The 24,000-nt window shown below is 38.4% G+C and carries 19 protein-coding genes and 1 pseudogene; 19 read left to right on the top strand and 1 reads right to left on the bottom strand.

Annotated features, from left to right (window positions below; translation table 11 throughout):
- Window positions 1-10: 10 nt before the first annotated feature.
- From AMET_RS21170 to AMET_RS21070, 19 genes and pseudogenes are all read left to right on the top strand, one after another.
- On the top strand, window positions 11-1,738 hold the full coding sequence (locus tag AMET_RS21170; RefSeq protein WP_012065332.1) for a sigma-54 interaction domain-containing protein: 1,728 nt from the start codon (window positions 11-13) through the stop codon (window positions 1,736-1,738).
- Window positions 1,739-1,940: 202 nt separating this feature from the next.
- Entirely contained in the window at window positions 1,941-3,029 is a 1,089-nt protein-coding gene (gene buk / locus AMET_RS21160) for a butyrate kinase (RefSeq protein ID WP_012065331.1), read from the top strand.
- Window positions 3,022-3,930, top strand: a complete 909-nt coding sequence (ptb, locus tag AMET_RS21155) for a phosphate butyryltransferase (protein WP_012065330.1) — start codon at window positions 3,022-3,024, stop codon at window positions 3,928-3,930. The genes buk (AMET_RS21160) and ptb overlap by 8 nt, the downstream gene beginning before the upstream one ends.
- A gap of 19 nt (window positions 3,931-3,949) precedes the next feature.
- Complete coding sequence (gene buk / locus AMET_RS21150; RefSeq protein ID WP_012065329.1) at window positions 3,950-5,026, top strand: butyrate kinase; 1,077 nt, start codon at window positions 3,950-3,952, stop codon at window positions 5,024-5,026.
- A 14-nt stretch (window positions 5,027-5,040) separates the two neighbouring features.
- Window positions 5,041-5,712 carry a nucleotide-binding protein gene (locus tag AMET_RS21145; protein WP_012065328.1) on the top strand — a complete coding sequence of 224 codons (672 nt, stop codon included), beginning with the start codon at window positions 5,041-5,043 and terminating at the stop codon, window positions 5,710-5,712.
- A gap of 102 nt (window positions 5,713-5,814) precedes the next feature.
- Window positions 5,815-6,042: a 4Fe-4S dicluster domain-containing protein gene (locus tag AMET_RS21140; RefSeq protein ID WP_012065327.1), complete on the top strand. Its 228-nt coding sequence runs from the start codon at window positions 5,815-5,817 to the stop codon at window positions 6,040-6,042.
- 26 nt (window positions 6,043-6,068) lie between these two features.
- Complete coding sequence (locus AMET_RS21135; RefSeq protein WP_012065326.1) at window positions 6,069-7,130, top strand: 3-methyl-2-oxobutanoate dehydrogenase subunit VorB; 1,062 nt, start codon at window positions 6,069-6,071, stop codon at window positions 7,128-7,130.
- Complete coding sequence (locus tag AMET_RS21130) at window positions 7,130-7,876, top strand: thiamine pyrophosphate-dependent enzyme (RefSeq protein ID WP_012065325.1); 747 nt, start codon at window positions 7,130-7,132, stop codon at window positions 7,874-7,876. The genes AMET_RS21135 and AMET_RS21130 overlap by 1 nt, the downstream gene beginning before the upstream one ends.
- Before the next feature lies 1 nt (window position 7,877).
- A complete protein-coding gene (locus AMET_RS21125; RefSeq protein ID WP_012065324.1) occupies window positions 7,878-8,426 on the top strand; it encodes a 2-oxoacid:acceptor oxidoreductase family protein in 549 nt (182 codons plus the stop codon).
- 328 nt (window positions 8,427-8,754) lie between these two features.
- A complete protein-coding gene (locus tag AMET_RS21115) occupies window positions 8,755-10,371 on the top strand; it encodes a carbon starvation CstA family protein (protein WP_330368634.1) in 1,617 nt (538 codons plus the stop codon).
- A gap of 208 nt (window positions 10,372-10,579) precedes the next feature.
- Entirely contained in the window at window positions 10,580-11,926 is a 1,347-nt protein-coding gene (glmM, locus tag AMET_RS21110; RefSeq protein ID WP_012065321.1) for a phosphoglucosamine mutase, read from the top strand.
- 395 nt (window positions 11,927-12,321) lie between these two features.
- Window positions 12,322-14,148 (top strand): glutamine--fructose-6-phosphate transaminase (isomerizing), encoded by a 1,827-nt coding sequence (gene glmS, locus AMET_RS21105; RefSeq protein WP_012065320.1) that lies wholly within the window; start codon window positions 12,322-12,324, stop codon window positions 14,146-14,148.
- Window positions 14,149-14,390: 242 nt separating this feature from the next.
- Window positions 14,391-14,537: pseudogene (locus AMET_RS25285) on the top strand (tyrosine-type recombinase/integrase); the annotation flags it as partial.
- 132 nt (window positions 14,538-14,669) lie between these two features.
- Window positions 14,670-15,290 (top strand): HNH endonuclease, encoded by a 621-nt coding sequence (locus AMET_RS21100; RefSeq protein WP_012065319.1) that lies wholly within the window; start codon window positions 14,670-14,672, stop codon window positions 15,288-15,290.
- Between the two features lie 393 nt (window positions 15,291-15,683).
- Window positions 15,684-17,120, top strand: coding sequence for an IS1634 family transposase (locus AMET_RS26750; protein WP_242661352.1), 1,437 nt, complete (start codon window positions 15,684-15,686; stop codon window positions 17,118-17,120).
- Window positions 17,121-18,218: 1,098 nt separating this feature from the next.
- Window positions 18,219-18,785: a class I SAM-dependent methyltransferase gene (locus AMET_RS21085; RefSeq protein WP_041721202.1), complete on the top strand. Its 567-nt coding sequence runs from the start codon at window positions 18,219-18,221 to the stop codon at window positions 18,783-18,785.
- 483 nt (window positions 18,786-19,268) lie between these two features.
- Window positions 19,269-19,514, top strand: a complete 246-nt coding sequence (locus AMET_RS21080) for a hypothetical protein (protein WP_012065317.1) — start codon at window positions 19,269-19,271, stop codon at window positions 19,512-19,514.
- 437 nt (window positions 19,515-19,951) lie between these two features.
- Window positions 19,952-20,416, top strand: a complete 465-nt coding sequence (locus AMET_RS21075; RefSeq protein ID WP_012065316.1) for a pyridoxamine 5'-phosphate oxidase family protein — start codon at window positions 19,952-19,954, stop codon at window positions 20,414-20,416.
- Window positions 20,417-21,251: 835 nt separating this feature from the next.
- Entirely contained in the window at window positions 21,252-21,686 is a 435-nt protein-coding gene (locus AMET_RS21070) for a reverse transcriptase N-terminal domain-containing protein (protein WP_012062650.1), read from the top strand.
- A gap of 8 nt (window positions 21,687-21,694) precedes the next feature.
- On the opposite strand, the gene AMET_RS21065 is transcribed toward AMET_RS21070, so the two are convergent.
- Window positions 21,695-23,752: a recombinase family protein gene (locus tag AMET_RS21065; protein ID WP_012065315.1), complete on the bottom strand. Its 2,058-nt coding sequence runs from the start codon at window positions 23,750-23,752 to the stop codon at window positions 21,695-21,697.
- Window positions 23,753-24,000: the final 248 nt, after the last annotated feature.

Raw genomic sequence — 24,000 nt, 5'->3', positions numbered from 1 at the left:
GTGATATGAAATGAAAAAAGAGTTGGATGTCATTTTACATAGTACCAATGATGCAATGATTGCCATTGACATTCTTCGGAAAATCACACTCTTTAACCGGGCTGCTGAGAAGATCACCGGGTTAAAGGAGAGCGAAGTATTAGGAAAAAATGTGGAAGACGTGGTAATGAATACCCGTCTTCCTTATGTATTAGAAACAGGTGAATCAGAGTTGAATCGGCGTCAGCATTGGGGAGATACAATCATCATTACCAGTCGAATGCCCGTTAAGGACGAAGTAGGACACGTCATTGGTGCCGTAGCTGTTTTTCGAGATATTAGTGAAATTACAGATTTGACCCATGAGATTTACCAGCTCAAGGAAATGCAATGCCTGTTGGAAGCTATTTTTCATTCCACACAAGATGCCATTACTGTTTGTGATCAGCATGGAATGGGGGTACTGATTAATCCTGCTTATACAAGGTTAACGGGTCTGACAGAAAAGGATGTCATCGGAAAACCAGCTACAGTGGATCTAGCTGAAGGTGAAAGTGTTCATATGAGGGTTTTAAAAACAAGGAAACCTGTGAAAAGTGCTAGACTTAAGGTGGGCCCCCTTAATAAAGATGTGATAGCAGATGCTGCTCCGATTATTGTTGATGGAGAGCTCAGAGGAAGTGTTGGCGTTTTGCATGATTTGACAGAAATTAGCAAATTAAACAAAGAGTTAATGCAAGCAAAGCAGATTATTCGAAAGCTAGAAGCAAGGTATACCTTTGAAGATATTATTGTAAGCAATGAAAAAATGATTACAGCGATTCAAAAGGCAGAGCAAGCGGCTGCCACCCCTGCGACAGTTTTGTTGAGGGGAGAGAGTGGAACGGGAAAAGAACTTTTTGCCCATGCAATTCATAATTCTTCCAAAAGAAAGTATAACCAATTTGTTCGTGTAAATTGTGCCGCCATTAGTGAAGGCTTACTAGAAAGTGAGCTATTTGGGTACGAAGAAGGTGCCTTTACAGGCGCTAGAAAGGGTGGAAAAGTAGGACTGTTTGAAGAAGCCCATGGAGGAACGATTTTTTTAGATGAAATTGGTGAAATACCGATGAATACCCAGGCGAAGCTCCTTAGGGTGTTGCAAGAAAAGGAAGTCTTGCGGGTAGGCGCAACAAATCCAATTATCATTGATGTAAGAGTGATTGCTGCAACCAATGTTCATTTGGAGAAGGCCGTTGAATTGGGGAAATTTAGGGAGGATTTATACTATCGACTGAATGTCATTCCCATAAACATTCCACCTTTGAGGCAAAGAAAGAAAGATATTCACCCACTGGTACTTCATTTAATTAAAAAGTTTAATGAAGAGTATGGGAGAAAAGTAGATAAGGTAGATCATGGAGCCTTAATCAGACTCATGGAATATGATTGGCCAGGAAATGTGAGGGAACTTCAAAACTATATTGGTCGGGCCATGCTAAATATGAAATATCAAGAGGATACCTTAGAAGAAAATCATTTACCAAAATTTTTTGATAACGATCAAGAAAGTGCAGCTAGTCAAAAACAAGCTAAAGATCAAATTGAAGTAGATGAGGGTGAAAGTTTAAAAGAGGCGGTAGAAAAACTGGAAAAGCAGTTGATTTTAAGAACCTTAACAAAATCTGGCGGAAATCGAACCCAAGCTGCAAGGGTATTAAAGGTATCTATCAGAAATCTATATTACAAGATGGAAAAGTATCATATTGAAGCACTATGAAAAAAGTTGCATGAAACCATGCAACTTTTTTCATGCAAAATAATGCATGGTTCCCCATAATTGATAGTCAATGTCAATTAGATTCATAAAATACTTATTTTTCTCTGAAATTTCAACATTAAACATTAACTTTATGGGAAAAATAACTTGGCATGTCTTTTGCATTAATATAAGACAAATGACGGTATGAGGGGTGAAGCCAATGAAAAAATACATATTAGCCATTAACCCAGGTTCAACTTCCACGAAGGTTGCGATTTTCAAAGGGAATGAAAACGTTATCCAAAAGAATTTGAGCCATTCTCCAGAGGAACTTGAAAAATTCGAAAAAATCACAGAGCAATATGAACTTAGAAAAGAAATCATTCTAGCGTGGTTATCAGAGAATGAAATAAAAACAGAAGAGTTAATTGCCGTAGTTGGTAGAGGTGGACTGTTAAGACCGATGCCTGGTGGGACTTATGAAGTAACAGAGGCAATGCTAAAGGATTTAAATATTGGGATTCAAGGAGAACACGCTTCAAACCTTGGTGGGATATTAGCCAAAGCAATTGCAGACTTAGAAAATATTTCGTCATATATTGTAGACCCTGTAGCCGTTGACGAATTTGAAGAGATAGCCAGGATTTCTGGGCTACCTGAGATAGAAAGACGGTCTTTAGGGCATGCTTTGAATATTAAAGCAGTGGGACATCGAGTGGCATCTCAATTAGATAAAAAGTTCCATGAGATGAATTTAGTCGTGGCCCATTTAGGTGGGGGTATCTCAGTGGCACCAGTGAAACAAGGAAGATTGGTTGATTATAATAATGCCAATGAAATGGGACCATTTTCACCTGAGAGAACAGGTGGACTACCAATAGGAGACCTTGCAAAGCTGTGTTTCTCAGGTAAGTATACCTTTAAGGAAATAAAGACAAAGCTAAGAGGCAAAGGTGGCCTAACTGGATATTTAGAAAGCAATGATGCCAGAGATGTAGAGAAGATGATTGAGAATGGTGATGAAAAGGCAAAGCTAATTTATGATGCAATGGGCTACCAAATCGCTAAGGAAATTGGCGCTATGGCAACGGTATTAGAAGGAAAGATTGACGCCATTGTGTTAACAGGTGGATTAGCATACTCTGATAGATTAACAGGACAAATAAAAGAAGCAATTGGCTTTATGGCGCCAGTATATGTTCACCCAGGAGAAGATGAAATGACGGCCTTAAACGAAGGAGTCCTTCGTGTGATAGAAGGAAAAGAAGCTTATAAAATTTATGAAAATGAGGTGAAGGTCAATGATTAGAAACTTCGAGCAAGTAATGAAGGTTGCAAGAGAAAGAGGACCTAAGATAGTGGCAGTCGCTTGTGCACAGGATATTGATGTACTGATGGCAGTTAACGAAGCGAAAAAGTCAGGTATTGCAGATGCAATTTTAGTGGGTGATGAAGAAAAAATACAGGCTATTGCAAAGGATAACAAAATAGACCTAACACAATTTGAAGTCATAGATATTAAAGACTTAACACAGGCTTCTAGAAAGGCTGTTGAGCTTGTTTCTACGGGAAAAGCACATATGGTGATGAAGGGATTAGTTGATACCTCTATCATATTGAAGGCAGTGCTAGACGCTGAAATTGGTTTAAGAACTGGTAATGTACTGAGTCATGTGGCTGTATTTGATGTGCCTAGTTATGATCGGTTATTTATCGTAACTGATGCAGCAATGAATATTGCTCCAGACTTGAATACGAAAAAACAGATCATTGAAAATGCTGTTCAAGTAGGACATGCCCTAGATATTGAAGAGCCAAAGGTAGCAGTGATCTGTGCCAAGGAAAAGGCCAATCCAAAGATGCCTGATACCATGGATGCCCAAGCACTAGCTGAAATGAATGAAAAAGGTGAAATCAAAGGCTGTTTAGTAGGTGGACCCTTTGCATTAGACAATGCTGTATCCCTTGAAGCCGCAAAACTTAAAGGCATTGACCATCCTGTAGCTGGATATGCTGACATTTTAATGGCACCGGATATTGAAGCAGGAAATGTACTTTATAAATCAATGGTATACTTTGCCCAGGCGAAAAACGCAGGTGTAATTGTAGGCGCAAAGGCACCGGTTGTACTCACATCTAGAGCAGATAGTGAAGAAGCAAAATTATATTCAATTGCACTAGGGGTATTATGTGCAGCTAAATTATTTTAATCGAGAGGTGGAAGAACCAATGACTGAAGTTTATAGAATACTAACCATTAACCCAGGCTCAACATCAACTAAAATTGCGATTTTCGATGATGAAAAACCTGTATTTGAGGAAGTGCTTAGACACTCCACAGAAGAAATTGGAGAACATGAGTCAATTTTTGGACAATATGAATTTAGAAAAAATGTCATTTTAGAAACCCTAAACGAAAAAGGAATTAACCTAACAAAGCTTGCGGCAGTTGTAGGACGCGGGGGGCTATTGAAGCCAATCGAAGGTGGCACTTATAAAGTGGACGACAACATGCTAGCGGATTTAAAGGTAGGGGTATTAGGAGAGCATGCATCAAACCTTGGTGGGGTGCTAGCCTATGAAATCGCAACACAGTTAAACATTCCCTCTTTCATCGTAGACCCAGTTGTTGTTGATGAAATGAATGAGATTTCAAGAATTTCAGGAATGCCTGAGCTAGAAAGAAAAAGTATATTTCATGCCCTAAACCAAAAAGCAGTGGCAAGAAGAGCTTCAAAGGATATGGGTAAAGGCTATAATAGTGTTAATCTCATCGTTGCACATCTTGGTGGGGGTGTTTCTGTAGGAGCCCATGAGCAAGGAAGAGTGGTAGATGTGAACAATGCCCTTGATGGAGAAGGTCCATTTTCTCCTGAAAGAAGTGGCGGATTGCCTGTGGGAGATTTAGCAAAGCTTTGTTTCTCTGGGAAGTATACACAAGCAGAAATCAAGAAAAAGATTACTGGAAATGGTGGATTAGTTGCTTATCTTGGCACTAATGATGGTAGAGAAGTTGTGAGTATGATGGAAGCAGGAGACAAAAATGCTGAGGTTGTATACCAAGCCATGGCATACCAAGTTGCTAAGGAAATTGGTTCTTGTGCAGCTGTGCTAAAGGGTAAGGTAGATGCCATCATATTAACCGGTGGAATCGCCTACGATAAAGTCTTTACCCAATGGATTAAGGAACGCGTAGAATTTATTACTGAAGTGTTGATTTACCCAGGTGAAGATGAAATGATCGCCTTAGCAGAGGGTGGATTAAGAGTACTTCGAGGCGAAGAAGAAGCAAAAATCTACGAATAAAGGTGTTGAAACCAATGTTAAAGGATAATCGCGTTCGTATTATCATTGGTCATTATGGTAGCGGGAAAACAGAATTTGCTGTGAATTATGCCATCAGATTGGCTGGAGAGAATAAAAAAGTAGCCTTGGCTGACTTAGATGTGGTCAACCCTTACTTTAGAAGTAGAGAAAAACATTCCTTGTTAACAGATAAAGGAATCAAGGTGATTTCAAGTTATGTGAAGGGATCAGGCTCAGACCTTCCAGCTGTATCCGGAGCCATTGTAGGACCACTTCAAGACACAAGTTATGATTTTGTATTGGATGTAGGGGGAGACTCAGCAGGAGCAAGGACTTTAGCAAGATATGAAGAGTACCTTAAACCCGGTTTATACGATATGTTCTGTGTTGTGAATGCCAATCGACCTGGAACTGAAACCATGGAAGACGTCATTTCACTTATTGAGTCCATTGAAGCAACCGCTAGAGCAAAGGTGACTGGCTTGATCAACAATACCCATCTACTGAGACATACCACACTAGAAGATGTATTAAAGGGCCAAGAACTTTGCAAAAAGGTTGGAGAAAAACGCAATATACCAATCAAGTATATCGCAGCCATTCCGGAAGTGATCAGTGAACTACCTGCAAATCTTGAGGGCGAGTTCGTGACCATCAACATGATTATGAGAGAAAAATGGATGTAGTATTTTGTTTGCAATGCTGGAGATCTTTGATCGATGAAGGCTTTTATATATAATGTGATTCAATGAAGAGATAAAAGTTAAATTGAAAAGGAGGGTTCTCAAATGGCTAAAGCAAAAGGAAAAGTAACATTTGATGAAAACCGATGCAAAGGTTGCGAATTATGTGTTACAGCTTGTCCAGTGAAAATCGTTGTCATGAACAAAAGTAAAATCAATTCAAAGGGATATCACCCAGCTACAGTAGATGAAATGGATAAATGTATTGCCTGTGCAAACTGTGCAACAATTTGCCCAGATTCAGTAATCGGCGTAGAAAAATTAGATAAATAGATAAAATATTGTAAGGAGGGAAAAACATGGCTAAAGTTTTAATGAAAGGGAACGAAGCGATTGGTGCAGCTGCAATTAAGGCAGGATGTAAATACTTCTTCGGTTACCCAATTACACCACAAAATGAATTACCTGAGTTTATGTCAAAGGAATTACCTAAGGTTGAAGGGGTATTTGTACAAGCAGAATCAGAAGTAGCAGCAATCAATATGATTTATGGTGGAGCAGGAACAGGTGCTCGGGTAATGACTTCATCATCTTCTCCAGGAATGGCTTTAAAGCAAGAGGGAATTTCATATATTGCAGGAGCAGAACTACCATGTGTGATCGTCAACATCAGTCGTGGGGGCCCAGGACTAGGTGGAATTCAACCATCTCAAGCAGATTATTTCATGTCTACAAGAGGTGGCGGAAACGGAGACTACAGACATTTAGTGTATGCACCAGCGACAATACAAGAAGCAGTAGATTTAACAATTGAAGCCTTTAACGTAGCAGATTATTATAGAAATCCAGTGCTGATTCTAGCAGACGGTATGACTGGACAAATGATGGAGCCTGTTGAGTTTAACGAGCCTACCAAGAGAGACTTACCTGCTAAGGATTGGGCAACAACAGGAACAAAGGGAAAAAGAAAGCCAAATATCATTAACTCTCTTGCCCTAGATCCAGCAGAGCTTGAAAAGCACAACTGGAGATTAGATGCAAAGTATAAGGATATGGAGAAGAAGGAAGTAAGACATGAAATGTATCAAATGGATGATGCAGAGGTTGTATTTGTAGCCTATGGAACAACTTCAAGAATTGTTAAAAATGCAGTGGATGCACTTCGAGAAGAAGGAATTAAAGCTGGGTTAATTAGACCCATTACTTTATGGCCTTTCCCAATGAAAGCCTTCACCGACATTCCAGAATCAGCAAAGGCAATTATATCAGTAGAAATGAGTACTGGACAAATGGTTGACGATGTTAAGATTGCAAATGAAGGTAGATTACCAGTACACTTCTACGGTAGACCTGGCGGAATGATTCCTTCACCAGAAGAAATCATGAAAAATGCTAAGGAAATCTTAGGGGGTGTAAAATAATGTCCGTTGTATTCAAAAAGACAGAAGGTTTAACAGATAAGCAAACTCACTATTGTCCTGGATGTACACATGGTATTATTCATAGATTAGTAGGGGAGGTACTAGAAGAACTAGGTGTTCTAGGTGAAACAGTGGGTGTTGCGCCAGTGGGATGTTCTGTATTAGCCTATGACTACTTTAACTGTGACATGCATGAAGCAGCCCATGGTAGAGCTCCAGCTGTTGCCACAGGAATTAAGAGAATTTTACCGAAGAACGTTGTATTCACATACCAAGGAGATGGAGATTTAGCTTCCATTGGTACTGCTGAAATTATTCATGCGGCCCATAGATCAGAGAAGTTTACAACTATCTTTGTAAACAATGCAATCTACGGAATGACTGGTGGCCAAATGGCACCAACTACATTAATTGGACAGAAGGCCACAACAGCTCCATTGGGTAGAGATGCAGCAACAACAGGAATGCCTTTAAAAATGTCTGAAATGTTAGCAACGATTGATGGCGCAGTCTTTGTGGAAAGAGTTTCCGTACACAATGTACCCAATATTAGAAAAGCTAAGAAAGCCATTAAAAAGGCCTTTGAGATTCAACTAGAAGGAAAAGGATTCGGTATTGTAGAGGTATTATCTACATGTCCTACAAACTGGGGATTAACTCCAGTAGAATCGTTACAATGGTTAGAGGAAAACATGCTTCCATACTATCCACTAGGAAACTTCCGAACACCAGAGGAGGGTAAATAATATGGCAACTGAAAAAATAATTATGGCAGGGTTCGGTGGACAAGGGGTTATGTCCATGGGTCAGTTATTAACATATTCAGGAATGATTGAAGAAAAACAAGTTTCTTGGTTACCTTCCTATGGGCCTGAAATGCGTGGAGGAACTGCAAACTGTGCAGTCATCGTATCAGATAAGCAGGTAGGTTCTCCGATTATTACAGAGGATGCAACCACGGCAATTGTAATGAACCTTCCATCTCTAACAAAGTTTCAGAACAATATCATCAAAGGCGGAAGAATATTGATCAACAGCTCTCTAATTGAGCAAAAAACAAATAGAGATGATCTTGATGCATATTATATTCCAGCAAATGAAATTGCTAATGAGATCGGAAATGCTAGAGTTGCTAACATGGTAATGCTAGGTGCTTATTTAGAGTTAACCAAAACAGTATCAGTTGATTCTATTATTGAAGCCTTTAAAAAAGTATATGGACCGGGAAAACAACATCTAATCCCATTAAATGAAGAAGCGCTTAAGCGTGGAGCCTCATGTGTAGCTCAAGCTTAATTACTTTGAAAAATATCCTGACTCAATTGAGTCAGGATATTTTTTTATGTCATTTTCATGATTCTATTCAATTATTGATGAGTTTTTTTGAATATTTAAAAAGTGAACAACTCAAAAAACACTACTTTAAAAGAATATCGAAATATTTCGACATTGTGAACGCATATACTTATAAAAATATAGATTTTGATATCTTTGGAAAGTCTCATGTCAGACTATTGGTAATAGACCTTGAGAAAGGTTTTATGATAACTATTAAAAGAGGAAGGGAGGTTCAAAGGTTTTATGAGGTTGAATAGATAGGTTAAAAAAATTGTAAAGGGGGATTATGATGAATGCATTAGTTTTAGTACTCATTTCAATTGTAGCTTTTTTAATTGCTTATGTAACCTATGGCGCTTGGCTATCAAAACAGTGGGGAGTAGATGATGGGAAAAGGACGCCGGCCCACACAAGAGGTGATGGCGTGGATTATGTGCCTGCCAAATCACCAGTATTATTAGGCCACCATTTTGCCTCTATAGCAGGAGCTGGTCCCATTGTAGGACCCATTGCTGCGGCAATATTTGGTTGGATTCCCGTATTACTTTGGATTATTGTAGGAAGTATTTTCTTTGGTGGCGTGCAAGATTATGGCTCTCTAGTTGCATCTATTAGACATGATGGAAAATCAATCGGAGAAGTAATTGAAGCCAATATGGGTAGAAGTGGTAAACGATTATTTGCAGGATTTGCTTGGTTGACACTGTTACTTGTTGTAGCGGCATTTACTAATATCGTTGCAAATACATTTGTTAGTGTTCCCCAAGCAGCAACAGCTTCCGTTCTATTTATTGGATTAGCGGTTGTATTTGGTTTTGCGGTTCATAGAAGAGGGGTTTCACTTGGTATAGGAAGTGTGGTTGGGATTATACTGTTGTTTGGATGTATTGCAATGGGAAACATGTTTCCAATGATATTGAGTAGAAATGCTTGGATCGTGATTTTATTAGGGTATATTTTTGTAGCTTCTGTTACACCTGTTTGGATATTACTACAGCCTAGAGATTACTTGAATTCATATTTATTATACTTCATGATGGCAGGTGCAGTATTAGGGTTGCTTATTTCTAGACCAAGGATTGTGCTGGCTGGGTACACTGGTTTTAACGTTGGAGGACAATATTTATTTCCAATGTTATTTGTTTTAGTTGCCTGTGGGGCAATTTCAGGATTCCACTCCTTGGTAGGGTCGGGAACCACCTCGAAACAACTGGATAGAGAAAGTGATGCAAAAATTGTTGGTTACGGTAGTATGTTGATAGAAGGGGTATTGGCTACAGTGGCAATCATTACAGCAGCCTATATATCACAGGATCAACTAACTGCTTTATTGGCAAATGGAGGACCCGTAAATGTTTTTTCAGATGGGATAGCCGTATTTATGACTAGCTTTGGAATAGACTTCACCATAGGCAAATCATTTGTTGCCTTAGCTGTATCGGCCTTTGCCTTAACAAGTCTAGATACAGCCACAAGATTAGGGAGATTTATTTTACAAGAATTTTTCGCTCAAGAGGATGCAGACAAAAAGAATCCATTAACAAATATGTATGTAGCAACAGGAATTACAGCTGGGTTAGGTGGATTATTGGCGGTTACCTCCTGGCAGGCGATTTGGCCAATATTTGGGTCTGCAAATCAATTATTAGCGGCATTAGCCTTAATGGCCATCGCAGTATGGCTTAAGAAAACAGGCAAAAATAATATCATGTTTATTTTCCCAATGATTTTTATGTTCTCAGTCACATTGTTAGCGTTAGGATTCTTAATCCGGGATAATGTAGCTAAGGGTAATTGGATACTGGTTCTATTCCCAGTTGTACTATTTGGATTAGCATTAGTATTGGCATACCAAGGGTATATTCATCTATCAAAGAAGGATGAAGAAACTACAAAGGCATAGTGATGAAAAGTAAGGAAACAGGAAGGTCTAGGCCTTCCTGTTTTTTTATGCAATAGGAAAGTTATGCTTTCCTAGCGAAAGCGTCGAAGGCGCTCTTTTTACTTATTATTAGAATGTAATATATTGGATTATATTTCATTCTTTATTGAGTTTAAAATACATATGTGATAAAATTGACTAGATACTCGTACAGGAGGCGTTAATAAGCATGGGAAAACTATTTGGAACCGATGGGATTCGTGGCATAGCCAATGAAGAATTAACACCAGAATTAGCTTATCAGTTAGGACGCGTAGGCGCCTATGTACTTATAAAGGGAGCAAAAGATGCAAAGGTAGTGATTGGTCGAGATACTCGGATTTCAGGAGACCTACTGACTTCAGCCATCACCTCGGGATTTTTATCCATGGGGGTAGATGTTATCGATTTAGGTGTGATTCCAACGCCAGCAGTGGCCTATTTGACAAGAGAATTACAAGGCAATTGTGGAATTGTTATTTCTGCATCACATAATCCTGCAGAGTACAATGGGATTAAATTTTTTAATCACCAAGGGTATAAATTACCTGATGAAATCGAAGAACAAATTGAAACCTATATTTTAAATAATGAAGAAATCGAGAATCGGGTAACTGGGGCCGCTGTAGGAAAACGGATTGAGCTCAAGGAAGCCACTCGATTATATATGGACTATTTGAAAACAACTATTGAATGCAGATTTGAAGGATTAAAGATTGCAATGGACCTTGGGAATGGTGCGGTTTACGAAGCAGCACCACAACTATTAAAGGAACTAGGAGCAGAGGTCATCATTGTTAATGATCAACCGGATGGAATGAATATCAATGAGGGATGTGGTTCCACACATCCAGAGGTTGTTCAAAGGCTAGTGAAGGAAAACAAGGCAGATGTTGGATTGTCTTTTGATGGTGATGCAGATCGATTAATCGCTGTAGACAATACAGGAGCAATCGTTGATGGAGACAGCATGATGGCTATTTGTGGCACAAACTTAAACGAAAAGCATATACTAAATAAAAATACAATCGTTGCTACTGTTATGAGTAATATCGGACTAGATCTTGCCATGAAGGAGCAAGGCTGTCAAGTGGTTAAAACAAAGGTTGGAGATCGCTACGTATTAGAAGAAATGATAAAAGAAGGCTACACATTGGGGGGAGAACAATCCGGGCATATTATATTTTTGAAGTATAATACCACAGGAGATGGTCTTTTGACAGCACTTCAATTAATTGCCACTGTAAAGGAGTCAGGCAAGACATTATCCGAGCTTTCAGGAATGATGACTTCCTATCCCCAAGTATTAGTCAATGCCAAGGTGAAAAATGAAAATAAGTTAGCTTATATGGAAGATGAAGTCATTATGGGCGAAATCAAAATGATCGAAGAAAAAATGAACGGAGTTGGAAGAGTGCTAATTCGTCCTTCTGGAACCGAGCCACTGGTTCGAGTCATGCTAGAAGGCCAAGAACAAGCAGAGCTAGAAGTGTTAGCACATGGATTGGCCCAGCTTATTGAGTCAAAATTAGGGTAACCTGTGGTGCGCCTGGGGTTAGATGAGAAACTAATCCCAGAATAAAAATGATATGAAGGAGGGATGTTATGACGAAAATCATTGAAAATTAAAAAGAAAGCGCCTGAACTTAAGTAGGACGGAAAATACTTGAGTTGACGAGGGACAGGGTTTATCGAAGTTCGGCGGATGCCCTGCGGTGTAGTCACCACCGATAACGAGTCTACAAAGCTATCAAGCAATTGATAGTACAAAGAGACTCAGGTGAAAGGTCTGTGAAAATACATAACGTATTTTTAGAGGCTTCATTGTTCATGTTTTTTTTGTAACAGTTATTGTGAAGTGTGATAATTTGAAAGTTTTTTTGAGAAAATAAGAGAAGACTAATCATTTAAAAGTCGAGAGGAGACTAAATTATGTGTGGTATTGTTGGATATATAGGAAAGCAGGAGGCCGCGGCCATTTTAGTAGATGGATTAGAAAAATTAGAGTATCGAGGATATGATTCTGCTGGAGTGGCGATTTATGACAATAATAAACTTGATGTTAGAAAATATAAAGGCAGATTAAGTATATTAGAAGAACACTTAAAAAATGTTCCAATTAAAGGGAGTTTAGGAATCGGGCATACAAGATGGGCAACCCACGGAGAACCCAATGATGTCAATTCCCATCCCCATGTAAATGGATCAGGGGACATTGCAGTTGTTCACAATGGGATTATTGAAAACTACATGAAGCTAAAGGAATGGCTAATTGAAGAAGGAAAAGAGTTTAAATCCGAGACAGATACTGAAGTGATTGCTCATTTAGTAGACTACTATTATGAGGGAGACATTGTTAAGGCTGTTCAAGAAGCAGTCAAGAGAATGGAAGGCGCTTATGCCATCGGAGTTATCAGCAGAAAGCATCCCGATCGTTTAGTGGCTGTGAGAAAGGATAGCCCTTTGGTTGTGGGAATTGGAAAGGGAGAAAACTTCATTGCTTCTGATATCCCAGCTATTTTAAAGTACACAAAGGAAGTTTATTTTTTAAATGATGGAGAAATGGCCATCATAGATGAAAATAACATTGAAATATTAGATGAATTAGGACGAAAAGTAGAGAGAGAGATTTTTGAAGTGACTTGGGATGTGGAAGCAGCTGAAAAAGGTGGGTATCCACACTTTATGCTGAAGGAAATCTATGAGCAACCTAAGGCATTAAAGGACACATTGTCACCAAGAATCAATGAAAACAATGAGATCATATTGGACGATATCAAGTTGACAAAAGAAGATTTAGAAAAAATCAATAAAGTGGTTATTGTTGCATGCGGAACTGCTTATCATGCAGGACTTGTAGGAAGATATGCCATAGAGAAGTTTGCTAGGATTCCTGTGGAAGTCGATGTTGCTTCAGAATTTAGATATCGAGATCCATTTGTGGATGATAAGACACTATTTATTGCTGTCAGTCAATCGGGAGAGACTGCAGATACACTAGCAGCCCTACGAGAAGCAAAGGAAAAGGGAGCTCGAATTATGGCAGTGACCAATGTTGTTGGAAGTCGTATTTCTAGAGAAGCAGATGATGTGTTTTATACTTGGGCAGGACCAGAAATTGCTGTTGCTTCAACAAAGGCATACACAACACAATTGATGGCCATGTATCTCATTGCGTTAAATATGGGAATTAAAAAAGGAACTGTGACAAAGGAAAAATACGATGAAGTATTAACAGAGCTAAAAGCACTACCAGAAAAGGTAGAAACCCTATTAGAAAATATAGAGAATATCCAAAAACTTGCAGATCAACAATTTCACAATGAAAATGTTTTCTACATTGGTAGAGGAATAGATGATCATGTAGGGAGAGAAGGTTCTTTGAAACTAAAGGAAATCTCATACATTCACTCTGAAGCTATCGCAGCTGGAGAGTTAAAGCATGGTACAATTGCCTTAATAGAAGAAGGAACATTAGTGGTTGCATTGGCCACCCATGATTATCTTTACGACAAAATGCTTTCCAATATGAAGGAAGTCAAAGCCAGAGGAGCATATGTCATCGGTGTTGCCCAGGAAGGGAATCAGGAGATTGAAAAATCTGCCGATGCAGTGATCTATATTCCTAATACCATGGATGAATTGTCACCAATCCTGTCTGTGATTCCACTACAACTATTTGCATATTATATAGCAGTAGCCAGAGGAGCAGACGTGGATAAACCCAAAAATCTCGCGAAATCAGTAACAGTTGAATAAGAGCGTGTAACGAGAAAAATAAAATTGTACAGAAAACTAAGGATAAAAGCCGGTATTAACTCCGGTTTTTATCCTTTTTTGTCATAAACGAAGGATGTAAACTGAGCTTTAAAGAGCATGTTGTCGAAACGTGTAGTAAATTGCTAAGCGATTTATAAAGGTGTTGAATGTTGTTGTAACGAATGATTATGTATAGCTGAAAGGCGTATTTGTTAAATGATATATTCTAATTAAGACATTCTTACGCAACCCATATGCTTGAAGCAGGTGTTGACTTAAGGTATATTCAAGAATTGCTTGGTCACAGAAATAGTAAAACCACTGAGATATACACTCATGTTTCAGTACAATCTTTGACTAAAATTTCTAATCCATTAGATCAGCTTTAGGGAGTATTAGCGAAACACGTTCAGGAACACTTGGAATCTGGGAGTGTTACCGAAGTGTTAGGAATATAAGAGTTATATGACAGGAAAAATTTAAAGTGAAGAATTCTAAACTAATTATGAGGAGAGATTATTATGGCGCAAGAAAAGTCTTGGTTATCAGAAATTATTGAAGTTTTAAATGAATTAGGTGGAGAAGGTACATTACAAGATATCTATATGAGGCTAGAAGAAAGAAAGCATATGGATTTTACTAAAACGTGGAGAAATACGGTAAGAAGAACTATATATGATAATTCTAGTGATAGTGATGGTTATAAAGGACGAGATGTTTTTTATAGCGTAAGCGGAAAAGGAGAAGGTATTTGGGGATTAAACGAATATGAGCCTAGCGTGGATAATGTTGACTTAAGTGAAGATGATACTGGTTTTCAGGAAGGAAAGAAGAAAGCAAGAATACATATATCAAGGGAAAGAAATCCAAAGGTAATACGAAAAGCAAAAAAAATCTTTTCAGATAAGCATAGTGGGCAATTGTTCTGTGAAATATGTGGGTTTAATTTTCATGCTTTTTATGGTGAAATTGGAGAAGGATTTATTGAAGGACACCACACTGTAGCATTATCCGAATTAGATGAAGATACTATTACTAAAGCAGAAGATATATCCATAGTTTGTTCAAATTGTCATCGAATGCTTCATAGGAAAAGACCTTGGTTAGGTAAAGATGATTTAAAAGACTTAGTTAGAAAATAAAACAACAAAAATAAAATTACTGGTTAGTTATTTACTTCAAGTAGGGTAGAAGCATTTTTCCCATCATATAACAAGCCATTCCCACAAGGGTGCAAGAAGCACCGTCAGGAAGCGTGGTCAGCACCACACATTCTCACTGGGTGCAAGCACCGCCAAGATGGTATTCCTATGGGGTCCAGTTCGAAGGCGTCGGGAATGGCAGAACGTTATATAAAATTTGGCTCTAGGTTGGTATAAACCATTTACAGAACTGTTATCCTGGATTCCCGCATACACCTAACGATAACAATGTAGTTAAATCGCTAAATCCCTTATAAAAACTTGATTCTGCCCATCTTTTACTGGTATCTACCCTCGTTATGTGTTACAACATACATAAAGAGGGTAGATGGAATGCCGGCAATTGTATACCAAAAAGATAAACGTTCAGGTATCACCTATGCCTATGAATCCATATCCCATTGGGACAAGGAAAAGAAACAGTCCCGTTCAAAGCGAAAGCTCATCGGTCGGGTTGATGATGCAACTGGTAAAATTATGCCAACCGATGGCAAAGGCAGAAAAAGTAAGTCCGACACACAGGTGAAAAAGAGAGGTCCGATACCATCTGAAACGGTGAAACGCCAGTTCTATGGAGCTACCTATCTTCTTGATGCCATAGGTGATAAGCTCGGGATCACCGAGGATCTGAAAAAGTGCTTTCCTGATAACTATAAGCAACTCATGTCAATCGCATATTATCTGATACTTGAGGAAAACAATCCTTTGTTCAGATTTGAAAAGTGGCATACATTGCACAAGCATCCTTATGATAAAGACATCCCTTCACAACGTAGCAGTGAGGTTTTTTCCTCAGTTAAAGAAGAGAACAAGGAGCAGTTTTTTCGTCTTCAGGGAAAACGTCGAATTGAGAAGGAATACTGGGCCTATGATATTACCTCTATTTCTAGCTATTCCGAGCACCTGCGACAGGTCCAGTATGGCATGAACAAGGAAAATGACCGTCTAGCACAGATAAACCTTGCCATGGTATTCGGAGAAGAATCAAACCTTCCATTTTACTACCGACAGCTTGCCGGCAATATACCTGATTCAAAAACAGTGAAGAATCTACTTGCCGACCTGAATGTCCTGGGCATTCCAAAAGTGAAGCTGGTCATGGACAGAGGCTTCTACAGTGAAGATAACATCAACAGTCTCTACAAAGATCATATCAAGTTCCTGATTGCTGGCAAAACCTCACTGAAGTTTATTCGAAAGGAACTTGATCCCATCTATGATGGATTCCGTTCCTTTGATCATTACAGTGAAAAATATGAACTGTATGCCCGCACAGTCCAAGCTGAATGGCACTACACTCAAGAAAGACGGTACAAAGGTGACACGCTGGCAGACACAAAACGTATCTATCTCCATTACTACTACAACATCGATAAAGCTGCTGAAGATGAAAAAGCCTTTGACAAAAAGCTGATTGGCCTTCGCAGGGAACTAGAAAGTGGCAAACGAGTTCCTGAACACGAGAAGCTCTATAGCAAGTACTTTGAGTTGAAAACAACACCTAAACGTGGCATCAAAGCAACAGTCAGGCAGGAAGTTGTTTCCCAAGCCAAAAGGTATTATGGCTACTTCGTTCTTGTCAGCAATGAAACCATGGATGCAATTACTGCACTTGAGATCTACCGCAATAAAGATGTGGTCGAAAAGGCGTTAGGCAACCTAAAAGAACGATTGAATATGAGGCGGACATTGGTATCCTCAGAACAGAGTCTTAACGGTAAGCTGTTCACTGAATTCATTGCATTAATTAATTTATTTATCATACATTAAGAAACAAATGCAGGAAAAGAATCTCTTCAAAGATTATACACTGCAAAGTATATTGGATAAACTAGATGTTATAGAATGCTTTGAGCAGCCAGGTCAAGTGGTTCGTGTAGGCGAGATTCTAGAAAAACAGAAGCAACTATATAGTGACCTTGGAGTTGAACCGCCAACCTCGTTATGAGTTGGCGGGAATACAGGTGTTATAGGCAATGATGATATCGGGGCTGTTTTTTAGGGTCTTGTTTAATAAAGAAAGAAGTGTTTTGAAGGTAGATAATAGATTATCCAAATTATTTATGACGTATGTGATGAAAAATGTGTAATAAAGTATATCTACTGTGAGAATTCACTTGAAAAGTTAGATATAACTAGAAGAGTTGAATTAGTTATTGAATACTATAACAATCTAGTATTTAATTTGAAAGATGATTTTTAATTATTATTCTAATTATCTCAATTAAAAATTTAATTAAATAGGTTGTTTATATAATTAGGTTAATAATTCTTTAGAAGGAAGTGATTATTATTTTTGATAGAATAGTTATAATAGCATCGATTATGTTTTTTATACTTTTTTCAGTTTTAGGTAATATATATGAATTTGACTCAGCGTCAATTATTAGAATAAGTATACTAGTATTTTTTGCTATAAGTAGAATTTATGCAAAAAAACTTTATTGGGTAGATATAGCAGCAATAACTGTCGGCCTATTGTTACTAATATTTATAGATTATCTAAGTTTTACATTTTCCCTCATAATAGGTGTGTCAGCTGCTTTATTCGGAGCATCTGCTTTAGTTTATAAATTTATTAATCCATACAAATAAGTAGCAAATAATTAGCACTAATTTAATTGTTTGTATTTTGAAGGTCAATATTTCAAATACGCACTTTCTATTCTATACGAAGGATTATAGAAGTAAAAATCGTCATCACTACCTATAACAATACATTTGCATAAAGGTGCTAGAAGTACGTATCAAGGGAAAAGTCAGAGCACCACATCCCTTCACCGGGAGCAAAGCTCCGCCAAGGGGTAGGGTCAAGTGGGTCCCGTTCAGGAACGTTGCAAATGCGGGACCGATACAGGAGGCAATCAAATGGAGTATATTGGAAACAAAACATTTTGGGACGAAAAATTTCAGAACAGAGGGGAGAGGATACTAGATCCTGAGCAATCCTTAATAGATAATATTGGATATTTTAATAAAGGTACAGTTCTTGACATTGCTTGCGGCGACGGTAGAAATGCTCTTTTTCTTCTTCGTCATGGGTTTAAAGTAACAGGAATTGATTTCAGTGAAAAAGCACTTGAAAGATTAAGGTGTTTTGCACAGAAAAATAATTTAACAGTAATTACAAAACAAATTGATTTAACTAAAGATAGTTCATTAAATAATATTGGGATATTTGATAACATATTAATTAATCATTATAGACTAGGTAATGCTCAACTTAAAGAATTAAAGAATCATATAACTGATGGTGGTATTGTATTTGTTTCAGGTTTTGGTGAAGAACATAAAGTTGACTCTAGAATAAAAAAAGAAGATTTAATACAATCAACAGATTTTGAAGAAATTTATGAATCATTTGACTTAATAAAAAGGGATTCAAGACAAGATGAAAGAGGTTATTTTGTAACTTATATTTTAAAAAGGAAATAAGGCTGGTTCTGATTAGAATTTATAGTACTTTCTATAATACGAGCCAAACTTTACATAACATGTCCATTCCCGCTAGGGTGCAGGAACCACCGTCAGGGAGAGGGTCTCTGTATGAACCATCAGGAAGTAGGGTCAGCACCACACTCTTCTCACTGGGTGCAAGCACCGCCAAGTGGGTATTCCTATAGGGTTCAGTTCGAAGGCGTCGGGAATGGCAGGAACGTTATGTGACATCCAGGCTAAAGAAAGTTGAAGTAGTGGGGAAAAGTAAGGTTGAAAAGATAGTTGCAACAGAAAAAATATTATTAGTAAGAATATCTTATTGATTTTAGTGCAAAAAGTCTAAATTTCTAATTTTTATCTAGTCTCAAAAAATTAGAGCCCGAAATATTAACTATGCAATAAAATTATTATTATGTTATTGCTGTTTAGCTAGAGAAAATAAGTTTAGATGTAAATTTTTACTTTAAACTAGCTTGAGGAGTGAATATATTGATAGAAATTATTAACAACATATTTAGAGTAATTGCTGCTGTTTTAGCAGGTTACAGCCTGATAATTGGCAATTTTGATCTTATGCCCTATATACTATTTTTCTTTGGAGTGAGCATATTAATTTCTGGGTTTGTAGAACTTCAACGGGAAAAAAAGTCATTTTGGGGATATATGCGTATTGCATATGCTTTATTTATATTTTGGGGTTTAATAAAAAGCTTTTTATTAAACTAAGAAAAGAGTGTAAATATAAAAATCAATTGAGTGATTATAAAAAACAAATACATATAATCCGAAGTAGTATTATACAATGCTTTCTAAGAAGGATTTAAAAAATATACAGGAAAGAGTTCAGTAATCATAGATATTGTAGCGAGGAAGGACGGCACATAACATGTCCATTACCGCTTTGAGTGCAAGAAGCACCGTCAGGAAGCAAGGTCAGCACCACACCTTCTCACTGGGTGCGAGCACCGCCAAGGGGGGCATTCCTCTGCGGTCCAGTTCGAAGGCGTCGGGAATGGCAGAGAACGTTCTCCGAAACCATACGCTGAGACCGCGGTGTCCTACCGCGGATTGTGTAAAAGGATATTAATAGCTTTTTTAATCACATTTGTAAAATATTATGAATTAGCCAATACGACATTTAAAAATGATATGGAGGGGTTATTATGTTTAGAGAATTACGGAGAAAAGACAGAGAAATTAAAAATAATGAAGTTATTCAAATCATAGAAAACAGTGATTATGGTATTCTATCAACTGTAAGTCAAAATGAGTATCCATATGGAGTACCAGTAAGTTTTGTTTTTATAAATAATTCAATATATTTTCATTGTGCTACCGAAGGGCATAAATTAGATAACATATTAAATAATAACAAGGTATCTTTTTGTGTAGTTGGAGAAACTTGCATTCTACCTGACAAATTTAGTACAAAATATGAGAGTGTAATATTATTAGGAATAGCAAATGAAGTTTTTGATGATGAAAAAAATACAGCCCTTTTAGAAATATTAAAAAAATATTCACCAGATTATATTGAAAAAGGAAAAGAATATATAAAAAATGCAAGTAAGGCAACTAAAGTAATAAAAATTAGTATTGAACATATTTCTGGCAAAGTACGCAGATAGTTAATTCTAAATGAAGCTTCGTAATATTTATATAATCTGCAGTACGGGTGGAGTTCTATGTTTAAGGGGGCGACGTCCTGTCGCCCTCTGAGTCACGGGGCGTATGGCATCGGAGAACAATGCATTTGCATAAAGGTGCTGGAAGCACATTTGGGGGGGGCAGGTTCAGCACCACACATTCTCACTGGGAGCGAAGCTCCGCTATAGGGTATTCCTTTGAGGTCCAGTTCGAATGAGTGGCAAATGCGAGAACGTTAGTTGACAGTGCGACCAGCGCTTGAAAATAAAAGCGATAAGTTACATCTTGGGCTGTCTAAGCCGAAAGGCTTTTGGACTGCTCTATCCATTTGGAGTAACCCTATCTATAGGTGCGTCATCAGCAATGAAGGGGTTCTAAGCTGTAGAGACAATGTGAAAATCCTGCAAGCCTAATGTGGGTGATTGCTAGGGTAAATGTACTGCTATGATTAAATTAAATGAATTACTGTAAGCCTCGTTAAACGTAAGTAGGGAAAAAGGCTGTAACCCTATGACCAAAAGGTATGAGCGTAGGTCTATCGACTTGTCATATCGATAGATAAATGGACAGAAGCTCCGGGGTAAAGGTAGAATCTAAGGTAGTATGAACTGGCTAAGGTGTAGAACTGGGTAAGGCCGTTGATTCCTGAGAAGGTAGGTTTTCTGTAAAGAACACACAATATCAGTGGTTATGGGAAGCTAGAGAAAGCGAAGGCAGTCTTGTAATGAGACTGATAAGGGTTCGAAATTTGCTCTAACTCGAAAGAGTGCAGACTTCTAGCATGGTTATTTAAGGCAAAGATAGGATGGAAACTTTATGAATACAGAAAAGCTAAAAAGCGAAGAGCGGGCGTCTGTAGACTACGCACTGCAATGGGAAAAAATAGATTGGGCCATTGTAGAAGAAAAAGTTAATAAACTTCAATCAAGGATTGCCAGAGCTGTATCAAAGAATAGAATGAATCTAGTCAAAAAGCTACAGTATCTTTTATCAGAATCACATTATGCCAAGCTACTTGCGGTAAAAAGAATCACAGGCAATAGAGGGAAAAGAACAGCTGGAGTTGATTCAGAAAAATGGTCATCACCAGCAAGCAAATACAAAGGTGCGTTAGCACTAACAAACCATAAATATAAAGCAGCCCCTCTTAAAAGAACATTCATAAAGAAATCAAATGGTAAAAATCGACCGCTAGGAATTCCCACGGTGAATTCATACTGCACACCTCCCAAGACTGTTTTTGGTTTTTAAAAAGTTCTTCAGAGACCCTGTGTCATTTTTGACAAGTGTCCCGACTTTTGAACCCATTCTCTCAATTCTATTTCTTTTTGTTTATCTAATTGAATATTCCAAGGCCAACCTGGAGCGAATTTTTTTGCCTCTAAAATACCATGTTTAATCCAGTAATAGACGACACCAGGTGCGACATTGAATTGTTCGGCTACATCTTTTACAGATAACCCTTGCTGTTGCATAGAAAGCCTTTTTATCTTGTGTGAATATCGAATCCACTTGATGGAATCGACTGTAAACAATTTTCCTTCTGGTGTATGGTGGCCGGATTCGTTGAAGTAATCTGCAATTTGACTGTCAGTCATTGTATCAGATAATTTTCGGACCTGTTCTACCGTTTCTGACGTGTGTTTGCGAGCCATTGATTTCGGCAGAGGTTTTGTAGCATTAATTTCTTCATGAGATTGATTTCTCCATCGTAGACCCAGCCGAATATCAGATTGTCTTGCTTCTGCAAATATAGTGATATCTTCAAGGAGCATCCGCAATATACGTTTTCGATCTTTAGCTGTAGTAGTAGCTGCATACCAAATACGAGGCAATTCTTTTGCCAAAGAAAGAATTTGAGCTTTATCTTCTTCAGTAGGTTGCCAACTTTGACGAGATTTGTATTGTGCATATTGCTCTTGAATTTGCGCTAACTCTGTAAGTTTTTCGTTCCATCGAGCTTCGAGGCTGCGTGCAACTAAACGATTTTCAGGCTCTACTTGCTGGTACTGGCGTTCTGCACGGTTAGCTTCATACTTTGCACGTTCCAAAGACAAAGACCATCCTTTATCGGCATCATCTTCTCCTTTTAACAGTTTATCCGTGACTTTAAGGGCAAGGTCCAATTCTGCTGGTTGAATGATTTGCATAAGCCTGGTTGTGACAACTTGATCGATTATTGTAGCTGGAACTGTGGTGCATGTAGCTCGAAGACCATGCTCCCACCTTCCTTTACATTCATATACAGGATAAATACCACCATTGCCCGTATAGCGAACAGTCATGCGCCGGCCACATTTCCCACACAGCACCACACCCTGAAGTAGAGCAGTACCTTCTCGAGCTGGACCACTTCGCTCAAGATTGGTACGATTATTCTGCAGCTGTTTGAGATTTTTTTCGTAGTTTTCCCATGTAATATAGGCCGGATGATGATCAGGGATAAGGACTTCCCATTGTTCCATAGGTAGACGAATGGTATGGTGGATAAATAACCCCTGAGGATCTACACTCTTCTGATCATGATAGCGCCCATATACATAAGCTCCAGCATAGCTTGGATTATACAAAATTCCGAGAACTCGGCTGTGGGTAAGAGTTCCCCAAACAAGTTTCCCAGCCCATGCGCCTCCATAAGCTCGTTTAGGAAAACGAAGCGTGTTTTTAGCAAAAAACTTGACGACACCATAAGCACTGCCACTGGCTTGAAAAGCGTGGAAGACATTGCGCACAGCAATTTGGACCTCTTCGTCAGGATCTAGAGCTGTTTGACCATCAATATCGTAGACATAACCTACAGGTAGCGGAAAACGCAGTGTACCCTTTTTAGCTTTATTCTTCTTCCCACCGAGCATGCGGGAACGAAGAAAATGCAGTTCAGCTTCACTCATTGTCCCTTTGAATCCAAGAATGAGACGGTCGTTAAAATCGCTAAGATCATAGATGCCGTCTTCATCCACTACAATTGTGTTGAATAGCGCACAGAGTTCCAAAAGCCTCAGGAGATCTGCACAAGAGCGTGCTAGTCGGGAAATCTCGAGACCAAAAATGGCTCCAACTTGACCCAAAGAGACTTGTGCGACGAGTTGCTGAAATCCCTGTCGAAGGGATCGCCCCGAACCTGAAATTCCAAGGTCTTCGTCGATGATCTGAATTTGTTCCTGGGTCCACCCAAGGTTTAAAGCTTTCTCCTGAAGTGCATATTGGCGTTGGGTGCTCTCTTGATTGTAACGAACTTGGGTCAAAGTTGATTGTCGGATATAAACAATCGCCATTCGATTCAAGTGTTCTGCTCTCACTTTCGATGTTGATATCATTATGTTCTTGTTCCTCCTTATGCATTGCAGCCAGACAAGAACGAACTAAATTTGCAACAATAGTAACAAGTTCGTCTGCCCTACAAACATCATTCCCTACTAAAGCTATTAATGTTGGACTAGACATCATAAGCATCCTTTCTACAAATCACAGTATTTATTGAGGACAACAGGTGTAGTATTTGTGACGTACCCCCTTTGAACTCTAAGGTGGAAGTATTTTCAATTCATTAATAGCATTAGTAGTC

This window comes from Alkaliphilus metalliredigens QYMF, assembly GCF_000016985.1.
Classification (GTDB): domain Bacteria; phylum Bacillota; class Clostridia; order Peptostreptococcales; family Natronincolaceae; genus Alkaliphilus_A; species Alkaliphilus_A metalliredigens.
The sequence above is the reverse complement of the archived record's forward strand: the minus strand, read 5'-3'. Positions and strand labels throughout refer to the sequence as shown.

What these genes read in the sequence shown, in the direction of transcription:
- AMET_RS21170 (WP_012065332.1), top strand. Translation starts at nt 11, where the DNA reads ATGAAAAAAGAGTTGGATGTCATTTTACATAGTACCAATGATGCAATG.
- buk (WP_012065331.1), top strand. Translation starts at nt 1,941, where the DNA reads ATGAAAAAATACATATTAGCCATTAACCCAGGTTCAACTTCCACGAAG.
- ptb (WP_012065330.1), top strand. Translation starts at nt 3,022, where the DNA reads ATGATTAGAAACTTCGAGCAAGTAATGAAGGTTGCAAGAGAAAGAGGA.
- buk (WP_012065329.1), top strand. Translation starts at nt 3,950, where the DNA reads ATGACTGAAGTTTATAGAATACTAACCATTAACCCAGGCTCAACATCA.
- AMET_RS21145 (WP_012065328.1), top strand. Translation starts at nt 5,041, where the DNA reads ATGTTAAAGGATAATCGCGTTCGTATTATCATTGGTCATTATGGTAGC.
- AMET_RS21140 (WP_012065327.1), top strand. Translation starts at nt 5,815, where the DNA reads ATGGCTAAAGCAAAAGGAAAAGTAACATTTGATGAAAACCGATGCAAA.
- AMET_RS21135 (WP_012065326.1), top strand. Translation starts at nt 6,069, where the DNA reads ATGGCTAAAGTTTTAATGAAAGGGAACGAAGCGATTGGTGCAGCTGCA.
- AMET_RS21130 (WP_012065325.1), top strand. Translation starts at nt 7,130, where the DNA reads ATGTCCGTTGTATTCAAAAAGACAGAAGGTTTAACAGATAAGCAAACT.
- AMET_RS21125 (WP_012065324.1), top strand. Translation starts at nt 7,878, where the DNA reads ATGGCAACTGAAAAAATAATTATGGCAGGGTTCGGTGGACAAGGGGTT.
- AMET_RS21115 (WP_330368634.1), top strand. Translation starts at nt 8,755, where the DNA reads ATGATGAATGCATTAGTTTTAGTACTCATTTCAATTGTAGCTTTTTTA.
- glmM (WP_012065321.1), top strand. Translation starts at nt 10,580, where the DNA reads ATGGGAAAACTATTTGGAACCGATGGGATTCGTGGCATAGCCAATGAA.
- glmS (WP_012065320.1), top strand. Translation starts at nt 12,322, where the DNA reads ATGTGTGGTATTGTTGGATATATAGGAAAGCAGGAGGCCGCGGCCATT.
- AMET_RS21100 (WP_012065319.1), top strand. Translation starts at nt 14,670, where the DNA reads ATGGCGCAAGAAAAGTCTTGGTTATCAGAAATTATTGAAGTTTTAAAT.
- AMET_RS26750 (WP_242661352.1), top strand. Translation starts at nt 15,684, where the DNA reads ATGCCGGCAATTGTATACCAAAAAGATAAACGTTCAGGTATCACCTAT.
- AMET_RS21085 (WP_041721202.1), top strand. Translation starts at nt 18,219, where the DNA reads ATGGAGTATATTGGAAACAAAACATTTTGGGACGAAAAATTTCAGAAC.
- AMET_RS21075 (WP_012065316.1), top strand. Translation starts at nt 19,952, where the DNA reads ATGTTTAGAGAATTACGGAGAAAAGACAGAGAAATTAAAAATAATGAA.
- AMET_RS21070 (WP_012062650.1), top strand. Translation starts at nt 21,252, where the DNA reads ATGAATACAGAAAAGCTAAAAAGCGAAGAGCGGGCGTCTGTAGACTAC.
- AMET_RS21065 (WP_012065315.1), bottom strand. Translation starts at nt 23,752, where the DNA reads ATGATATCAACATCGAAAGTGAGAGCAGAACACTTGAATCGAATGGCG.